16 protein-coding genes are annotated in these 13,670 nt (G+C 67.2%); 8 read left to right on the top strand and 8 right to left on the bottom strand.

From position 1 onward, the window contains the following. Positions 1 to 7 precede the first annotated feature (7 nt). The 5 genes from ACKY0W_RS09500 to dop all read right to left on the bottom strand — a co-directional run bounded on the left by ACKY0W_RS09500 (position 8) and on the right by dop (position 4,071). Entirely contained in the window at positions 8 to 676 is a 669-nt protein-coding gene (locus ACKY0W_RS09500; RefSeq protein ID WP_409437348.1) for a GntR family transcriptional regulator, read from the bottom strand. An 8-nt stretch (positions 677 to 684) separates the two neighbouring features. Further along, complete coding sequence (gene prcA, locus ACKY0W_RS09495) at positions 685 to 1,431, bottom strand: proteasome subunit alpha (protein ID WP_406759895.1); 747 nt, start codon at positions 1,429 to 1,431, stop codon at positions 685 to 687. After that, positions 1,428 to 2,288 carry a proteasome subunit beta gene (gene prcB, locus ACKY0W_RS09490; RefSeq protein ID WP_409437347.1) on the bottom strand — a complete coding sequence of 287 codons (861 nt, stop codon included), beginning with the start codon at positions 2,286 to 2,288 and terminating at the stop codon, positions 1,428 to 1,430. Before prcB ends, prcA begins: the two co-directional genes overlap by 4 nt. Beyond that, positions 2,285 to 2,479, bottom strand: a complete 195-nt coding sequence (locus tag ACKY0W_RS09485) for a ubiquitin-like protein Pup (RefSeq protein WP_024441366.1) — start codon at positions 2,477 to 2,479, stop codon at positions 2,285 to 2,287. Before ACKY0W_RS09485 ends, prcB begins: the two co-directional genes overlap by 4 nt. Positions 2,480 to 2,562: 83 nt before the next feature. Then, positions 2,563 to 4,071, bottom strand: coding sequence for a depupylase/deamidase Dop (dop, locus tag ACKY0W_RS09480; protein WP_409437346.1), 1,509 nt, complete (start codon positions 4,069 to 4,071; stop codon positions 2,563 to 2,565). A gap of 79 nt (positions 4,072 to 4,150) precedes the next feature. Here dop and ACKY0W_RS09475 point away from each other — a divergent pair, with 79 nt between their 5' ends. Further along, positions 4,151 to 4,786 (top strand): hypothetical protein, encoded by a 636-nt coding sequence (locus ACKY0W_RS09475; protein ID WP_409437345.1) that lies wholly within the window; start codon positions 4,151 to 4,153, stop codon positions 4,784 to 4,786. Here the strand turns inward: ACKY0W_RS09475 and ACKY0W_RS09470 are convergent. Next, a complete protein-coding gene (locus ACKY0W_RS09470) occupies positions 4,780 to 5,460 on the bottom strand; it encodes a TetR/AcrR family transcriptional regulator (RefSeq protein WP_409437344.1) in 681 nt (226 codons plus the stop codon). The two genes, ACKY0W_RS09475 and ACKY0W_RS09470, sit on opposite strands and share 7 nt — an antisense overlap. Before the next feature lie 83 nt (positions 5,461 to 5,543). Between ACKY0W_RS09470 and ACKY0W_RS09465 the strand changes: the two genes are divergently transcribed. Then, entirely contained in the window at positions 5,544 to 5,966 is a 423-nt protein-coding gene (locus tag ACKY0W_RS09465) for a hypothetical protein (protein WP_409437343.1), read from the top strand. Positions 5,967 to 6,069: 103 nt separating this feature from the next. On the opposite strand, the gene arc is transcribed toward ACKY0W_RS09465, so the two are convergent. Continuing rightward, positions 6,070 to 7,893 carry a proteasome ATPase gene (arc, locus tag ACKY0W_RS09460; RefSeq protein WP_409437704.1) on the bottom strand — a complete coding sequence of 608 codons (1,824 nt, stop codon included), beginning with the start codon at positions 7,891 to 7,893 and terminating at the stop codon, positions 6,070 to 6,072. A gap of 165 nt (positions 7,894 to 8,058) precedes the next feature. Between arc and ACKY0W_RS09455 the strand changes: the two genes are divergently transcribed. The 4 genes from ACKY0W_RS09455 to ACKY0W_RS09440 all read left to right on the top strand — a co-directional run bounded on the left by ACKY0W_RS09455 (position 8,059) and on the right by ACKY0W_RS09440 (position 11,171). Then, the gene (locus tag ACKY0W_RS09455) at positions 8,059 to 8,553 is read left to right on the top strand and encodes a hypothetical protein (protein WP_409437342.1); all 495 of its coding nucleotides are present in this window, start codon (positions 8,059 to 8,061) and stop codon (positions 8,551 to 8,553) included. A gap of 11 nt (positions 8,554 to 8,564) precedes the next feature. Continuing rightward, a complete protein-coding gene (locus ACKY0W_RS09450; protein ID WP_409437341.1) occupies positions 8,565 to 9,098 on the top strand; it encodes a hypothetical protein in 534 nt (177 codons plus the stop codon). A 2-nt stretch (positions 9,099 to 9,100) separates the two neighbouring features. Continuing rightward, the gene (locus tag ACKY0W_RS09445) at positions 9,101 to 9,394 is read left to right on the top strand and encodes a DUF503 domain-containing protein (protein WP_409437340.1); all 294 of its coding nucleotides are present in this window, start codon (positions 9,101 to 9,103) and stop codon (positions 9,392 to 9,394) included. Positions 9,395 to 9,464: 70 nt separating this feature from the next. Beyond that, a complete protein-coding gene (locus ACKY0W_RS09440; protein ID WP_409437339.1) occupies positions 9,465 to 11,171 on the top strand; it encodes a hypothetical protein in 1,707 nt (568 codons plus the stop codon). A 4-nt stretch (positions 11,172 to 11,175) separates the two neighbouring features. Here the strand turns inward: ACKY0W_RS09440 and ACKY0W_RS09435 are convergent, their stop codons facing one another. After that, complete coding sequence (locus tag ACKY0W_RS09435) at positions 11,176 to 12,012, bottom strand: tRNA (adenine-N1)-methyltransferase (RefSeq protein ID WP_409437338.1); 837 nt, start codon at positions 12,010 to 12,012, stop codon at positions 11,176 to 11,178. Between the two features lie 65 nt (positions 12,013 to 12,077). Here ACKY0W_RS09435 and ACKY0W_RS09430 point away from each other — a divergent pair, with 65 nt between their 5' ends. Continuing rightward, positions 12,078 to 12,890: a RecB family exonuclease gene (locus ACKY0W_RS09430; RefSeq protein ID WP_409437337.1), complete on the top strand. Its 813-nt coding sequence runs from the start codon at positions 12,078 to 12,080 to the stop codon at positions 12,888 to 12,890. Continuing rightward, a complete protein-coding gene (locus ACKY0W_RS09425; protein ID WP_409437336.1) occupies positions 12,887 to 13,666 on the top strand; it encodes a thioesterase family protein in 780 nt (259 codons plus the stop codon). Before ACKY0W_RS09430 ends, ACKY0W_RS09425 begins: the two co-directional genes overlap by 4 nt. Positions 13,667 to 13,670 lie beyond the last annotated feature (4 nt).

Raw genomic sequence — 13,670 nt, 5'->3', positions numbered from 1 at the left:
GGCGTCTTCAGCTTCCGCCGGTGGGTCCGTCGTTCAATACGCCACGGCTCGCCAGCTCGGCGAGCACCACATTGACATGCCACGCCGACCGGTCCACGCAGGCGGCCCGGGCCGCTTCGGGGTCGCGGTTGCGGATCGCCGTATTCTCGGCCTCGTAGCTGACCAGGATCTCAGCCGTGTAGTTGTGGTAGTCGGTCCAGAATCGGATCGGCAAAAGTATTTGCGCTGCACTGATTTCCGCTCGAAGCCGAGGACCGGCGTACTCGTCGACAATGATCTTGCGGTACGCCGCCGCCGCCTCCCCGAACGCCGCGCCCTGGGCGGCCCTCATGGTCTGAATCCCTGAGGCGAGATCGGCAAGGACCCGGGGCGTGGGATTGGCGGCTGCCCGGGCCGACACCATGCCGACCAACATCCCGTACAACTCATGATGTTCGTGCACCACGGCTTCATCGAAGCGCTCGATGAATGCGCCGCGGCGATAGCGGGTGACAACAAAACCGTCGTGCTCGAGCTGGGCCACCGCCTCATGCACCGGAAGTCGGCTGACCCCCAACTCGGCGGCAATCGCGTCGCGATCGATCCGGTCACCGCCGCGCAGCTTCCCGGTCAGCACCAGGTCGATGATGTGAGCGACTACCAGGTCTTTCTCTTTGACCCCGTATTCCTTGGCCACCGCACCACCTAGCCCGGAGAGTTGTCTGACGTCTCCCCCGGCGAACCCTCTTGCGGCAGCAGATCTTCCAGCGTCGACCGAGCAATCCGCCGAAACGCACGCTTGGGCCGGTTGGCATCCAGAATGGCCACCTCCAAGGTGCCCGGGCCCAGCTCGCGCGGTTCGGCACCGTTGCCGGTGTCAGTCTGTTTGAGCGCGTTGACCGCGATGTGCAGCGCGTCCGCCAGCTCAGCGTTCTCGGCGTACGACTCCTTGAGCGCATTGGTGACCGGCTCGGTGGTGCCGCCCATCACCACGAAGTGCGGCTCATCGGTGATCGACCCGTCATAGGTGACCCGATACAGCTCAGGCGCTTTCGTCTGACCCTGGTAGGCGACGCCGGCAACACACAACTCCACCTCGTAGGGCTTGGCCTGCTCAGTGAAGATGGTGCCCAGCGTCTGGGCGTAGACGTTGGCCAGCTGTCGCGCCGTGACGTCACGCCGGTCATAGGCGTAGCCGCGGGTGTCGGCGAACTGAATGCCGCCGCGGCGCAGGTTCTCGAACTCGTTGATCCGGCCCGCGGCCGCGAAGCCAACCCGGTCGTAGAGTTCGCTGATCTTCTGCAATGAGCGCGAAGGGTTTTCGGCGACGAACAACACGCCGTCGGCATAGGCCAGGGCAACTACGCTGCGACCGCGGGCGATGCCTTTACGGGCGAGCTCGCTGCGCTCGCGCATCGCCTGCTCGGGCGAGATGAAGTACGGGAAGCTCATTTGTCACCCCCGCGAGTACGACCCTCGACCACCAGACGGGCCAGTTCGGCGATCCGCTCCTCGGCGATGTCGACGGCGCCGTCGGCATCGATGGTGACCGCGGTCGGGTAGATGCCGCGCACCAGATCCGGACCGCCGGTGGCGGAGTCGTCATCGGCGGCGTCGTAGAGCGCCTCGATGGCCACCCGCAACGCGGTATCGGCGTCGCTGATCTGGCTGTAGAGCTTCTTGATCGACGATTTGGCGAACAGCGAGCCCGAGCCCACCGCCTGATAGCCCTCGCTCTCGACGTTCCATCCGCCGGCGGCGTCGAACGACACGATGCGCCCGGCGGTCTGCGGATCGTCGGCGTCGATGTCGTAACCGGCCAACAGCGGCAACGCCACCAGACCCTGCATCGCGGCACCCAAATTGCCGCGCACCATGGTCGACAACCGGTTGACCTTGCCGGCGAACGTCAGCGGGACGCCTTCGAGCTTCTCGTAGTGCTCCAGTTCCACCGCGTAGAGCCGAGCGAACTCGACGGCGATCGCCGCGGTGCCGGCGATGCCCGTCGCGGTGTACTCGTCGGTGACGTACACCTTCTGCACGTCACGGCCGGCGATCATGTTGCCCTGCGTCGAACGGCGGTCACCGGCGATGAGGACCCCGCCCGGGTACTTCAACGCGACGATGGTGGTGCCGTGCGGCAGTTGCTCGCCCACCCCACCGGTGTACGCGGCTCCCCCGCCCGCCGGCAACAGTTCCGGTGCCTGCAACCGCAGGAACTCCGAAAACGACGACAGACCTACGCCGGTGAGGACGATTCCTGGGATTGCTGAGTTGAGGGGCAGACGATCACGCGACAACCAGGTCACTGGCCGCCCTTTTGGACGTACGCGCGCACGAAGTCCTCGGCGTTCTCCTCCAGCACGTCGTCGATCTCGTCGAGCAGATCATCGGTGTCCTCGGTGAGCTTCTCTCGGCGTTCCTGGCCCGCCGCAGTGCTGCCGGTGAGATCGTCGTCGTCTCCGCCGCCCCCGCCGCGCTTGGTCTGCTCCTGAGCCATTGCTGCCTCCTGAATCTCATCGGCCGCGCATGACCGCGGCCGGTTTCTCCACCCTACCGGTCGGCGCCGATGTTGCTCGGGGTCTAGGTGGTGAGTTGTTGCACCAGTTCGGCGGCGCTGTCCACCGAGTCCAGCAAAGCTCCGACGTGCGCCTTACTGCCGCGCAGCGGCTCCAGCGTGGGGATCCGCACCAGCGAGTCCCCGCCCAGGTCGAAGATGACCGAGTCCCAGCTCGCGGCGGCGATGTCGGCCCCGAACCGGCGCAGGCACTCGCCGCGGAAGTAGGCCCGGGTGTCGGTCGGCGGGTTGTGGACCGCGGCCAGCACCTGCTGTTCGGTGATCAGGCGGCGCATCGAGCCACGGGCGACCAGCCGGTTGTACAGGCCCTTGTCCAGCCGCACGTCGGAGTACTGCAGGTCGATCAGGTGCAGCCGGGGCGCCGACCAGCTCAGGTTCTCCCGCTGCCGGAAGCCCTCCAGCAGACGCAGCTTGGCCGGCCAGTCCAGCAGGTCGGCGCACTCCATCGGGTCACGCTCGAGCTGGTCGAGCACCCTGGCCCAGGTCTCGATGATGTCGGTGGCACGGGGATCGGGATCACGGGCCTCGACCAGCTTGGCCACTCGCTCGAGGTAGATCCGTTGCAGCGCAAGACCGGTCATCTCACGACCGTCGGCCAGGGCGACGGTGGCCCGCAGGGTCGGGTCCCGGCTGATGACGTGCACCGCACGCACCGGCCGGGCCAACACCAGGTCACTCAGGTCGATCCCGTGCTCGTGGCCCTCCTCGATCAGGTCGAGGACCAGCGCGGTGGTGCCCACCTTCAGATACGTCGACGTCTCGGCGAGGTTGGCGTCACCGATGATGACGTGCAGCCGGCGGTACTTGTCGGCGTCGGCGTGCGGTTCGTCGCGGGTGTTGATGATGCCGCGCTTGAGCGTGGTTTCCAGGCCGACTTCGACCTCGATGTAGTCGGCGCGCTGCGAGAGCTGGAAGCCCGGTTCATCGCCCGCGGCGCCCAACCCGACGCGCCCGGAGCCGGTGACCACCTGCCGAGACACCAGAAACGGGGTCAGACCGGCGATGATCGCCGAGAACGGCGTCTGCCGGCTCATCAGGTAGTTCTCGTGGGTGCCGTAGGAGGCGCCCTTGTTGTCGATGTTGTTCTTGTACAGCTGCAGCTTGGCGGCACCGGGGACGCTGGCCACATAGCGCGCGGCCGCCTCCATCACCCGCTCGCCGGCCTTGTCCCAGATGACCGCGTCCAGCGGGTCGGTGACCTCGGGAGCGGAGTATTCGGGGTGGGCGTGATCGACGTAGAGCCGGGCCCCGTTGGTGAGGATCATGTTCGCCGCGCCCACCTCGTCGGCATCGATGATCGGCGGCGGGCCGGACGAGCGGCTCAGGTCGAAGCCGCGGGCGTCGCGCAGCGGTGATTCCACCTCGTAGTCCCAACGGGTGCGTTTGGCACGCGGGATGCCCGCGGCGGCGGCGTAGGCCAGCACCGCCTGGGTGGAGGTGAGGATCGGGTTCGCGGTGGGATCTGACGGCGAAGCGATGCCGTATTCGACTTCGGTCCCGATGATCCGTTGCATGGCTAAAGACTAGAGGGGGCAAGGAACCACACCGTCAGAGGTGTTGACCTCATCGAGGTCAGTGGCTAATTTCACCGAAATGTCCACCGAGCAAGCCCGTCAGCGCACAACCGACGTATCCGGGAAGCGCTACGGCGAAGTGCTGCTGGTCGAGATCGGCGAATCGGGTCCGCGGGCCAGCGTCTACAACACCTTTCCGCTCAACGACTGCCCCGAACAGCTGTGGTCGGCACTCGACCCCCAAGCCATCGCGACCGAGAACGGCGCGGCCGCGGCTCTGCTCAACGGGCCGCGCTACTGGCTGATGAACACCATCGAAAAGGCGCCGCAGGGCCCGCGGGAGACCAAGACCTTCGGCGGCATCGAGATGATCAAACAGGCGCAAGTCGCGCTGTCGTCGATGAACCCCGGGCCCTACACCGTCAACGAGGTGGACCGCCGGGCGGTCTTCGTCTTCGATGCCGGCGAGCAGGTCTACGAGCTGATCGACCCCGGCGGCCGGCGGTGGGTTATGCAGACCTGGAGTCAGGTCGTCGATGCGAACCTGTCCCGAGCCGACCTCGCCGGACTCGCCGACCGGCTCAGGCTGCCGCCCGGGTGGACCTATCAGGCGCGCGTGCTGGACATCGCGTTGCGGGTGGACACGACCACCGAGGTGGCCCGCGTGTTGCAGGACGACCTGACCAACAGCTATTCGCTGCAGAGCGGCTATTGACCCGTGCCTTGGGCAGTACGCAGGGTGCGGTGGACCATCTCCTTGGCCGCGGCGATGACGGCGGCCTCGTCGGGCTCGGAGTCCGCTAGGTAGGCGGCGTTCAACAGGCCGTCGACGGCGTAGTACAACAGCGCGGCAGTGGTGGGCGGATCGGTCACTGTGGCCGCTCCGACGTCCGCCGCCACAGCAATGACGTCGGCGAGCAGCGCGACGACTTTGGCGTCGGCTTCGCGCAGTTGGCGCAGCCCGTCGCCGGAAGTTTGGGAGAACACCGCTCGGTGCAGCGCGGCGTTGGACATGTCGTAGTGGATCATCTGCTCGATCAGCGCATCGAGAGCTGCCGGCCAACCCGGCGCCGAGGGCGGCGCGGCGGCGAGCTGCTCCTGCGCGGTGGCCAGGAAGGCATCGAGGTAGTCGGCCCACAACCGGGCCAGCAGGTGATCTTTGGAAGCGAAGTACAGGTAGAACGTGCCCTTGGCGACCTGGGCTGCGGCGGTGACCTTGTCCACCGTCAGCTCGGTAGGTCCGTCGGCCAACAGCAGACCGCGAGCCACCTCGAGCAACTGGCTTTCACGTTCCGCGGCCGGCAGCGTCGTGCGCCGGCGCCCGGACCCTTGCTGCGCCACTGCGTCGTCCTTTCCCGAGTCGGTACCGCGCTGGACCGTGCCGGACACGATTGACAGCCGCGGAGAACCACCATTACGGTAACATGACTGACGGTCAGTCAGTTCGATTCGGACAGCAAGGCGAGGTTCGTATGGCAACAACTGACACCGCTACCGGTACGGACCTGCTGGTGACCGAGAATCTGAACAGCGCATTGAGCGTGATGGCAGTCGGCCGGATGATCCTTGCCGTGGTCTCATTGGCCGCACCGCGGCAGTTCGCCAGGCTCGTCGGGGTCACGCCGTCGGCCGAACTCACCTACATGACCAGGATCTATGGAGCGCGGGCATTCGCGATGGGCCTGGGATATCTGACCAGCGGCGCCCGGGAGCGTTACCGCTGGAAGCGGCTCTCCCTGATGGTGGATTCCCTGGACACCCTCAACGGCATCAGCCATCTCGTCCGCCGTGACCTGCCGCTGCGCGCGGCCGCGAGCATGGTCGGACTCACCGGCTCGTATGCGGCCATCGGCGCGACCAGGGTCGCCACCGAACAGTTCGGCCGGTCGAGGTAGCCAAGGCACCGGCGTGCCGCGCGGGTGGTGCGAACGTGCGCAGTTGTACGAGTTTCACGGCGTGTCGGTGTGCAAACACGCACGCTCGCGCCCCGGTGCGCTACTACAGGTACTGGCCCAGGTTCGATTCGGTGTCGATGGCGCGGCTGGCGCTGGAGCTCTTGCCGGTGACCAGGGTGCGGATGTAGACGATCCGCTCGCCCTTCTTGCCCGAGATCCGTGCCCAGTCATCGGGGTTGGTGGTGTTGGGCAGGTCCTCATTTTCGGCGAACTCATCGACGATCGAGTCCAACAGGTGCTGGATGCGCAGACCCGGCTGGCCGGTCTCCAGAACCGACTTGATGGCGTTCTTCTTCGCCCGGTCGACCACGTTCTGGATCATCGCCCCAGAGTTGAAGTCCTTGAAGTACATGACCTCTTTGTCACCGTTGGCGTAGGTGACCTCCAGGAACCGGTTGTCGTCGATCTCGGCGTACATCCGGTCGACGACCTTCTCGATCATCGCCTTGATGCAGGCCGCGCGGTCCCCGCCGAACTCGGCGAGGTCGTCGGCGTGCACCGGCAGGGTCTCGACCAAATACTTGGAGAAGATGTCTTGCGCGGCTTCGGCATCCGGACGCTCGATCTTGATCTTGACGTCGAGGCGGCCGGGCCGCAGGATCGCCGGATCGATCATGTCCTCGCGGTTGGAGGCGCCGATCACGATGACGTTCTCCAGCCCCTCCACACCGTCGATCTCACTGAGCAGCTGGGGCACCACCGTCGTCTCGACGTCCGAGGAGACACCGGTGCCACGAGTGCGGAAGATCGAGTCCATCTCGTCGAAGAACACGATGACCGGGGTGCCCTCGGATGCCTTCTCGCGCGCACGCTGGAAGATCAGCCGGATGTGACGTTCGGTCTCGCCGACGAACTTGTTCAGCAGCTCGGGGCCCTTGATGTTGAGGAAGTACGACTTGGCCTCGTGGGCGTCATCACCGCGCACCTCGGCCATCTTCTTGGCCAGCGAGTTGGCCACCGCCTTGGCGATCAGCGTCTTGCCGCAGCCCGGCGGGCCGTAGAGCAGCACCCCTTTGGGCGGACGCAGCGCGTATTCGCGGTAGAGATCCTTGTGCAGGAACGGCAGTTCCACGGCGTCGCGGATCTGCTCGATCTGGCGAGTCAGGCCGCCGATGTCGCCGTAGCTGACGTCGGGCACCTCCTCGAGCACCAGGTCCTCGACCTCTGCCTTGGGAATGCGCTCGAAGGCGTAGCCGGCCTTGGTGTCGACCAGCAGCGAGTCGCCGGGGCGCAGCTTGCGGGGACGCCAGTCATCCGACAGCGCGTCCGGGTTGCTGTCGGGAAGGTCGGGGGCGACCAGCGGCTCGGCCAGCCAGACGATGCGCTCCTCATCGGCGTGGCCCACAACCAGCGCGCGGTGCCCGTCGGACAGAATTTCGCGCAACGTGGATATTTCGCCGACCGACTCGAAAGTGCCCGCCTCGACCACCGTCAGCGCCTCGTTGAGCCGGACCGTCTGGCCCTTCTTGAGGGTAGCTACGTCGATGTTGGGCGAGATGTTCAGCCGCATCCGGCGGCCGGACGTGAACACGTCGACGGTGTCGTCTTCGTGACTGCCCAGCAGCACCCCGTAGCCACTCGGCGGCTGACCGAGGCGATCGACTTCCTCACGCAGCGCCAGCAACTGCTGACGCGCCTCTTTGAGGGTGTCCATCAACTTGGAGTTTCGCGCGGTCAGCGAGTCAATGTGGGCTTCGAGCTGACGCACGTCGCGGCCCACCCGGGCGGTGTCCTGCGGGGTGTTCTCGAGCTGTGCGCGAAGCACCGCGGCTTCGCGGCGCAGTTCTTCCAACTCGGCGAAGTCATCACCGGGCGTGCCCGGCCCCCCGGACGCGTCGAATGTCTCAGGACGCGGCGAATCTTCCATGTTGCTCATGGTGCGCTCCTTTCCCGAACTGGAAGTTGAAGCGACGGATACCCCAACGCTACCGGCCATTGTGCATTCGCGTGCTCTGTGGCAATCCGACACACCGGCTCCGCTGCTAGCCTCGCTCTCAAATCGGGTGATCAAAAGGGCCTAGAAAGGATCCGAATGAACATGAAATCCCTCGCCGCGCGTGCGGCGGCGATTGCGGCCATCGGTGCGGCAGCCTCAGCTGTGAGCTACCTGGCAACGCCGGCACCCGCCGCCGCCGAGGCGCCGACGACGGTGTTCTTCGCCCCGCTGCCCTTGGACCCGGCCGCCGCTGTACCGGCCCCGGAGCAGTTGGCCGACGTGCTCAACACGCTGGCCGACCCCGGTGTCCCCGCCGCCGGAAAGTCCAACCTCGTCGAGGGCGGCCTGGGCCCCGTCGAGAGCGGTGCCATCGACCACCGGCTGCAGAAGGCCCTCAAGAAGGGCGCCCTGCCACTCTCGATCAGCGTGGCCAACGTCGCGCCGGCCGGTCCCGGAGCGGCGAGCGCCGACGTCACCGCGTCGGGACCGAAGCTGGAGCCGCACTCGGTGAACCTCACATTCGTCGACCAGGGTGGCTGGAAGCTCTCCCGGTCCTCGCTGTTGTCCCTCTCGCAGCTGACGTCGAACTGATCGCAGACCCCGTGTGTAGTCACCGCATCGCCTGGCCCGCCGCCCTCGCGGCGGCCGTCCTGGCGATGTCGGGCTGCGCGGGCCACCAGCCGGCGGAGCCGGTGGCCGAGGTTCCGGTGACGTCGACGACGGTGCCTGCCCAGGCGCCGTCGTCGGCCTTGCCGGCGCCCGAGGCGTTGACCGACGTGCTGTACCGATTGTCTGACCCCGAGGTTCCCGGCGCAGACAAGCTGTCGCTCATCGAGGGCGCCAAGCCCGCCGACGCCGCAACCATCGACAAATTCGCCACCGCACTCAAAGACGGCGACTACCTGCCGCTGAGTCTGGAGGCCGCCGGTCTCGGCTGGTCGGACCGCAACCCGGGCAACGTGACCGCCGATGTCACCGTCAACACGGCCAATCCCGCCACCGGCACGTTCTTCTTCCCGATGGAGTTCACGCCCAATCACGGCGACTGGCAGCTGTCGCAGGCCACTGCAAAGACCCTGTTGGCATTCGGCAACGCGAGGACCGGCAGCACAGAGCCGGCACCACCGACGCCCTGACCATGTGGATCGGCTGGCTCGAATTCGACCTGCTGCTCGGTGACGTGCACTCGCTCAAGCAAAAGCGCTCGGTGGTGCGCCCGATCGTCGCCGAGTTGCGGCGCAAATTCGAGGTGTCCGCCGCCGAGACGGGTTCACCGGATCTGCACCGGCGCAGCGGAATCGGAGTGTCGGCAGTGTCCAGCGACCGTGGACATCTGGTGCAGCTCCTCGACGCGGCGGAGCGGTTGGTGGCCGCCCGGCCGGAGGTGGAATTGCTGTCGGTGCGGCGGGGACTGAACCGCAGCGACGACTAGCGCCAAAACTGGTCGAAACTGGCACAGCGAACCCGCGGTAAACCGCTCGCGACCGGCGCATACTCCGAGAATGCCCATCGAGCAACGGCTGATCGTCAGCGTCGTTGACGAGATACCGGATTCCATACCGATCATCACCTATCAGCGTGACGATCACTCGTGTAGCGGGGCGTGGTCACGCCCGAAAGTTCCAGCGCTGGTCTTCGCCGACAACTCCCACGACGGGTCGGCGGTGGCCTATCACCACGGCGTACTCGGCGGCGCCCACACGCCCGTGCAGCTGGTGTTCTGGGGAAGCTGGTGGAACGGCGCGGGTTCGGCTCAGCGCGGTCTGATCGAGTCGCGCACCCAGTCGATGTTGACGAGCCGATATTTCAGCGAGCTGGCGCAGTATTACATCGCCGGCGCCCCGACCTGGCGCGGTTCGCTCACCGTGATCTCCCCCGGGCCCCCACTCGGTGCGGTGGATTCCACCGTGGCGATGCGCAAGGTACTGGGGTTGATCGAAGACTCCATCGACGACGGTGTGTTCCCCGATCCCGACGACGGCCCGCGAATCGCCTTCATCGTCTTGATGCCGCAAGGCTTTACGGTGGCCGGCGGCACCGTCGCGGGCGCGCACTCGACGGACTACACGTTCGATTTCCCGTTCGACACCGATCGCTACTGGGCGGGCTGGGTGCGCTATTTCGACCCGGCGACCGAGGACATCGAGCTGACGATGTCGACGTTGGGCCACGAGCTGGTGGAAATACTGACCGATCCCGAGGCGGACGGCTGGCGGCGGGAACCGCTGGACGGCAACTGCGAGATCTGCGACTGGAGCAATTCGACGGTCGGCGGCGGCCAGGTGCGGCAACGCGCCTGGGTCAACGACGTCCGGGTGCAGTCCTACTGGTCGGTCCGCCACGGCGCCACCATCATCCCGATCGACGACGACTACGGCGCGCAACTCGAGGCGAAGGTGTCCGAGACCAGCCGGCGTGAGGTGTCGCGGGGAACCCTGACCACCGACCCAGCCGTGCGCCGTGCCTGCGCGACCATCCCAGCGTGCTGCATCGCTGACAACCACTACGAGTACGTGTTGTACTCGGTGTCCGAGACCGCTCGGATCCGGTTGATCTGGACGCGATACCGCACACCGCGCGCCAGCTGGAGCATCCGGGGAATCGCCGTATCCGGTTCGGGCACTGTGCAAGTGACGCTTCCCGTGGACGGCTACAACGGCGAGAATCCGGTGACGTCGGTGCGGCGGGTGGCCGTGGCCTACACCGCGACGGACACCGTGCTGGATCTGACGGTGACCGATCCCGGCGGCAACTTCGATCTGCCGGTGAGCTGCAGCGTGACCGACGCGTCGATCGTGGGGAACGTGGCGACGAACGTGATCGCGACGCCCAGCATCGTCGTCGGCTTCGTCGGGGCCGACCTGGTGGCCGACGCCAATTACCTGGCCGCGCTGAGCCGGTGCTACAAGGCGATGCTGGACAAGTACAAGGTCCAATACGAGCCGATGGGACGGCCGGGTCCGGGCGACCCGATCAAGTACGACCCGACCGTGCTCAACCTCGGGCTACCGGCCTATGCCGGACTGACCGGACACCAACAGCTTCAGGAAACCGGCAAGCTGATCCGTGCCGCGGCCTACCTGCTCGACACCGACGACGCCTACGCCTTTGTCGGACATCTGGTCCGCTCGCAGCCGGCGCTGGTGCGCGCACTGCAAACGCGCACCGAGACCGACGTGGTGGCCACGCTGCTGACGACGACGTCCTAACCGGCTACGGCCGTCCCCGTTTGCGCCCCAACCGAGTCGGGGTGACAGTGTCCGGCGCCAACCGGCGAGCGCAGACCAGGAATGCGGTGTGGCCGCGCATCGCGTGCTGGGGGCGCACCGCCAGCCCGACGACGTTCCAGCCGCGCTGCATGGTCTCCCAGGACCGCGGCTCGGTCCAGCACTGCTGCTCGCGCAGCGCCTCGTTCACCTGGGACAGCTGGGTGACGGTGGCGACGTAGATCACCAGCACCCCGCCGGGGACCAGGACTCGCGACACGGTGCCCAGCACGTCCCAGGGCGCCAGCATGTCCAGCACCACCCGATCGATCGACCCGTCCGGCAAGTCGCAGTCGGCCACATCGCCCATCACCAGCTGCCAGTTGTCCGGCTGGTGCCCGAGGAAGGTCTCGACGTTGGCGCGGGCGTGCACCGCATGGTCGTCACGCAGCTCGTAGGAGATCACCTTGCCCTCCGGACCGACCGCCCGCAGCAGCGACAGCGTCAGGGCCCCCGAGCCGGCGCCGGCCTCGAGCACCCGCGCCCCGGGGAAGATGTCGCCCTCGTGGATGATCTGCGCGGAGTCCTTGGGATAGATCACCTGCGCACCGCGCGGCATCGACATCACGTAGTCGACCAGCAGCGGCCGCAGCACCAGGAACGGGTCACCGTTGGCGGACTTGACCACGCTGCCGTCCGGCAGCCCGATCACCGCGTCGTGCGGAATGGCCCCGCGATGGGTGTGGAAGTCACCGCCGGGGACCAGCACCGTGGTGTAGCGGCGCCCCTTGGCGTCGGTGAACTGGGCCCGATCGCCCGCCTGAAAGATCCCGGATTCGGACACAGCCGTCCACCCTACGCAGCGTGTTCGAGCGGGGTTGTCGGCGCATACCCGTAGGGTTCGGGACTATGAGCAAGCCTGCGTTATCCCCGTCGCGGGCGGCCGACTTCAAACAGTGCCCGCTGCTGTATCGCTTCCGGGCCATTGACCGGCTCCCGGAACCACCGTCCATGGCGCAACTGCGCGGTTCGGTGGTCCACGGCGCCCTGGAACGGCTCTACGCGCTGCCCGCACCCCAGCGTGATCCCGAGACCGCCCGGGACCTGGTGGCCCCGGCGTGGGAACACCTGATCAGCACCGCCCCGGACCTGGACGCCGGGCTGGACACCGAGCGGCTCATGGCCGAGGCCCGCAAGCTGCTGGCCGGTTATTACCGACTGGAGGATCCCCGCCGATTCGACCCGCAGAGCTGTGAACAGCGGGTCGAGGTCGAGCTGGCCGACGGCACCCTGCTGCGCGGCTTCGTCGACCGCATCGACGTCGCCGCGACCGGAGAGCTGCGGGTGGTCGACTACAAGACCGGCCGGGCTCCCTCGGCCACCGGGCGGCTGTCCGAGGCCGCCGAGTCGAAGGCCCTGTTCCAGATGAAGTTCTATGCGGTGGCCCTGCTGCGGTCGCGCGGCGTGATGCCCGCACGGTTGCGGCTGATCTATCTGGCCGACGGCCAGCTGCTGGACTACTCCCCCGAGCATGCCGAGTTGCTGCGCTTCGAGAAGACGCTGATCGCAATCTGGCAGGCCATCCAAAACGCCGGCGCTACAGGTGATTTCCGCCCCCAGCCGTCACGCCTGTGTGACTGGTGCTCCCACCGTGCGCTGTGTCCGGCGTTCGGGGGGACCCCGCCGCCCTACCCCGGCTGGCCGGCCGACAGTGCGGCATGACCGGCAGCTATTACCGGCGCGCGGATGGTTCCGACGGCGCCGTCTACGAATCCACTGACCTGACCCGCAGCAACTGGGGACAGATACAGCACGGGTCTCCTCCGCTGGCGCTGCTCACCCGCGAGATCGAGCGGCTGGTCGACGGATCGGGCCAGCGAATCGCCCGCCTGAGCCTGGACATCCTGGGGGCGATACCGGTGGCCCCGGTGCGGGTCGCGGCCCGGGTCCAGCGGCCGGGGCGGCGGATCGCCCTGCTGGAAGCCGAGATGTTCACCTGCGACGACGACCGGCCGGTGGCACGGCTGAGCGCCTGGGCGCTGGCCACCTCCGACACCACCGCGGTGTCCTCCGACCGGCACGCGCCACTGATCAGCGGGCCGTCGTTACCGCCGCCGGAGTGGTTCGCCCGGGCCAGCGGCTACGCCCATTCGGTGCGTTGGCGGGTCCAACAGGACGCGCCCGACGGCACGGCGGTCGCCTGGCTGAGTCCGCAGGTGCACCTGGTGGACAGTGAGCCGACCACCGCCCTGCAGCGGCTGGCCATGGTGGTCGACTCCGCGAACGGCGTCGGCGCCGCACTGGACGTCGACGAGTACATGTTCATGAACACCGACACCGTCGTGCACCTGCATCGGATGCCGACCGGAGCGGATTTCGGGCTGCGAGCCCGCGCCTCCATCGGCCCGGACGGGGTGGGCGTCACCACCGCGGAGCTGTTCGACTCGGACGGCTTCTTCGGCACGTCGGCGCAGGCGCTGCTGGTGCAGCGACGCTGAGAAG

Source organism: Mycobacterium sp. SMC-14, from assembly GCF_046250075.1.
Classification (GTDB): domain Bacteria; phylum Actinomycetota; class Actinomycetes; order Mycobacteriales; family Mycobacteriaceae; genus Mycobacterium.
Note: the sequence above shows the minus strand (reverse complement) of the source record. Positions and strands in the feature narration are given on the sequence as shown.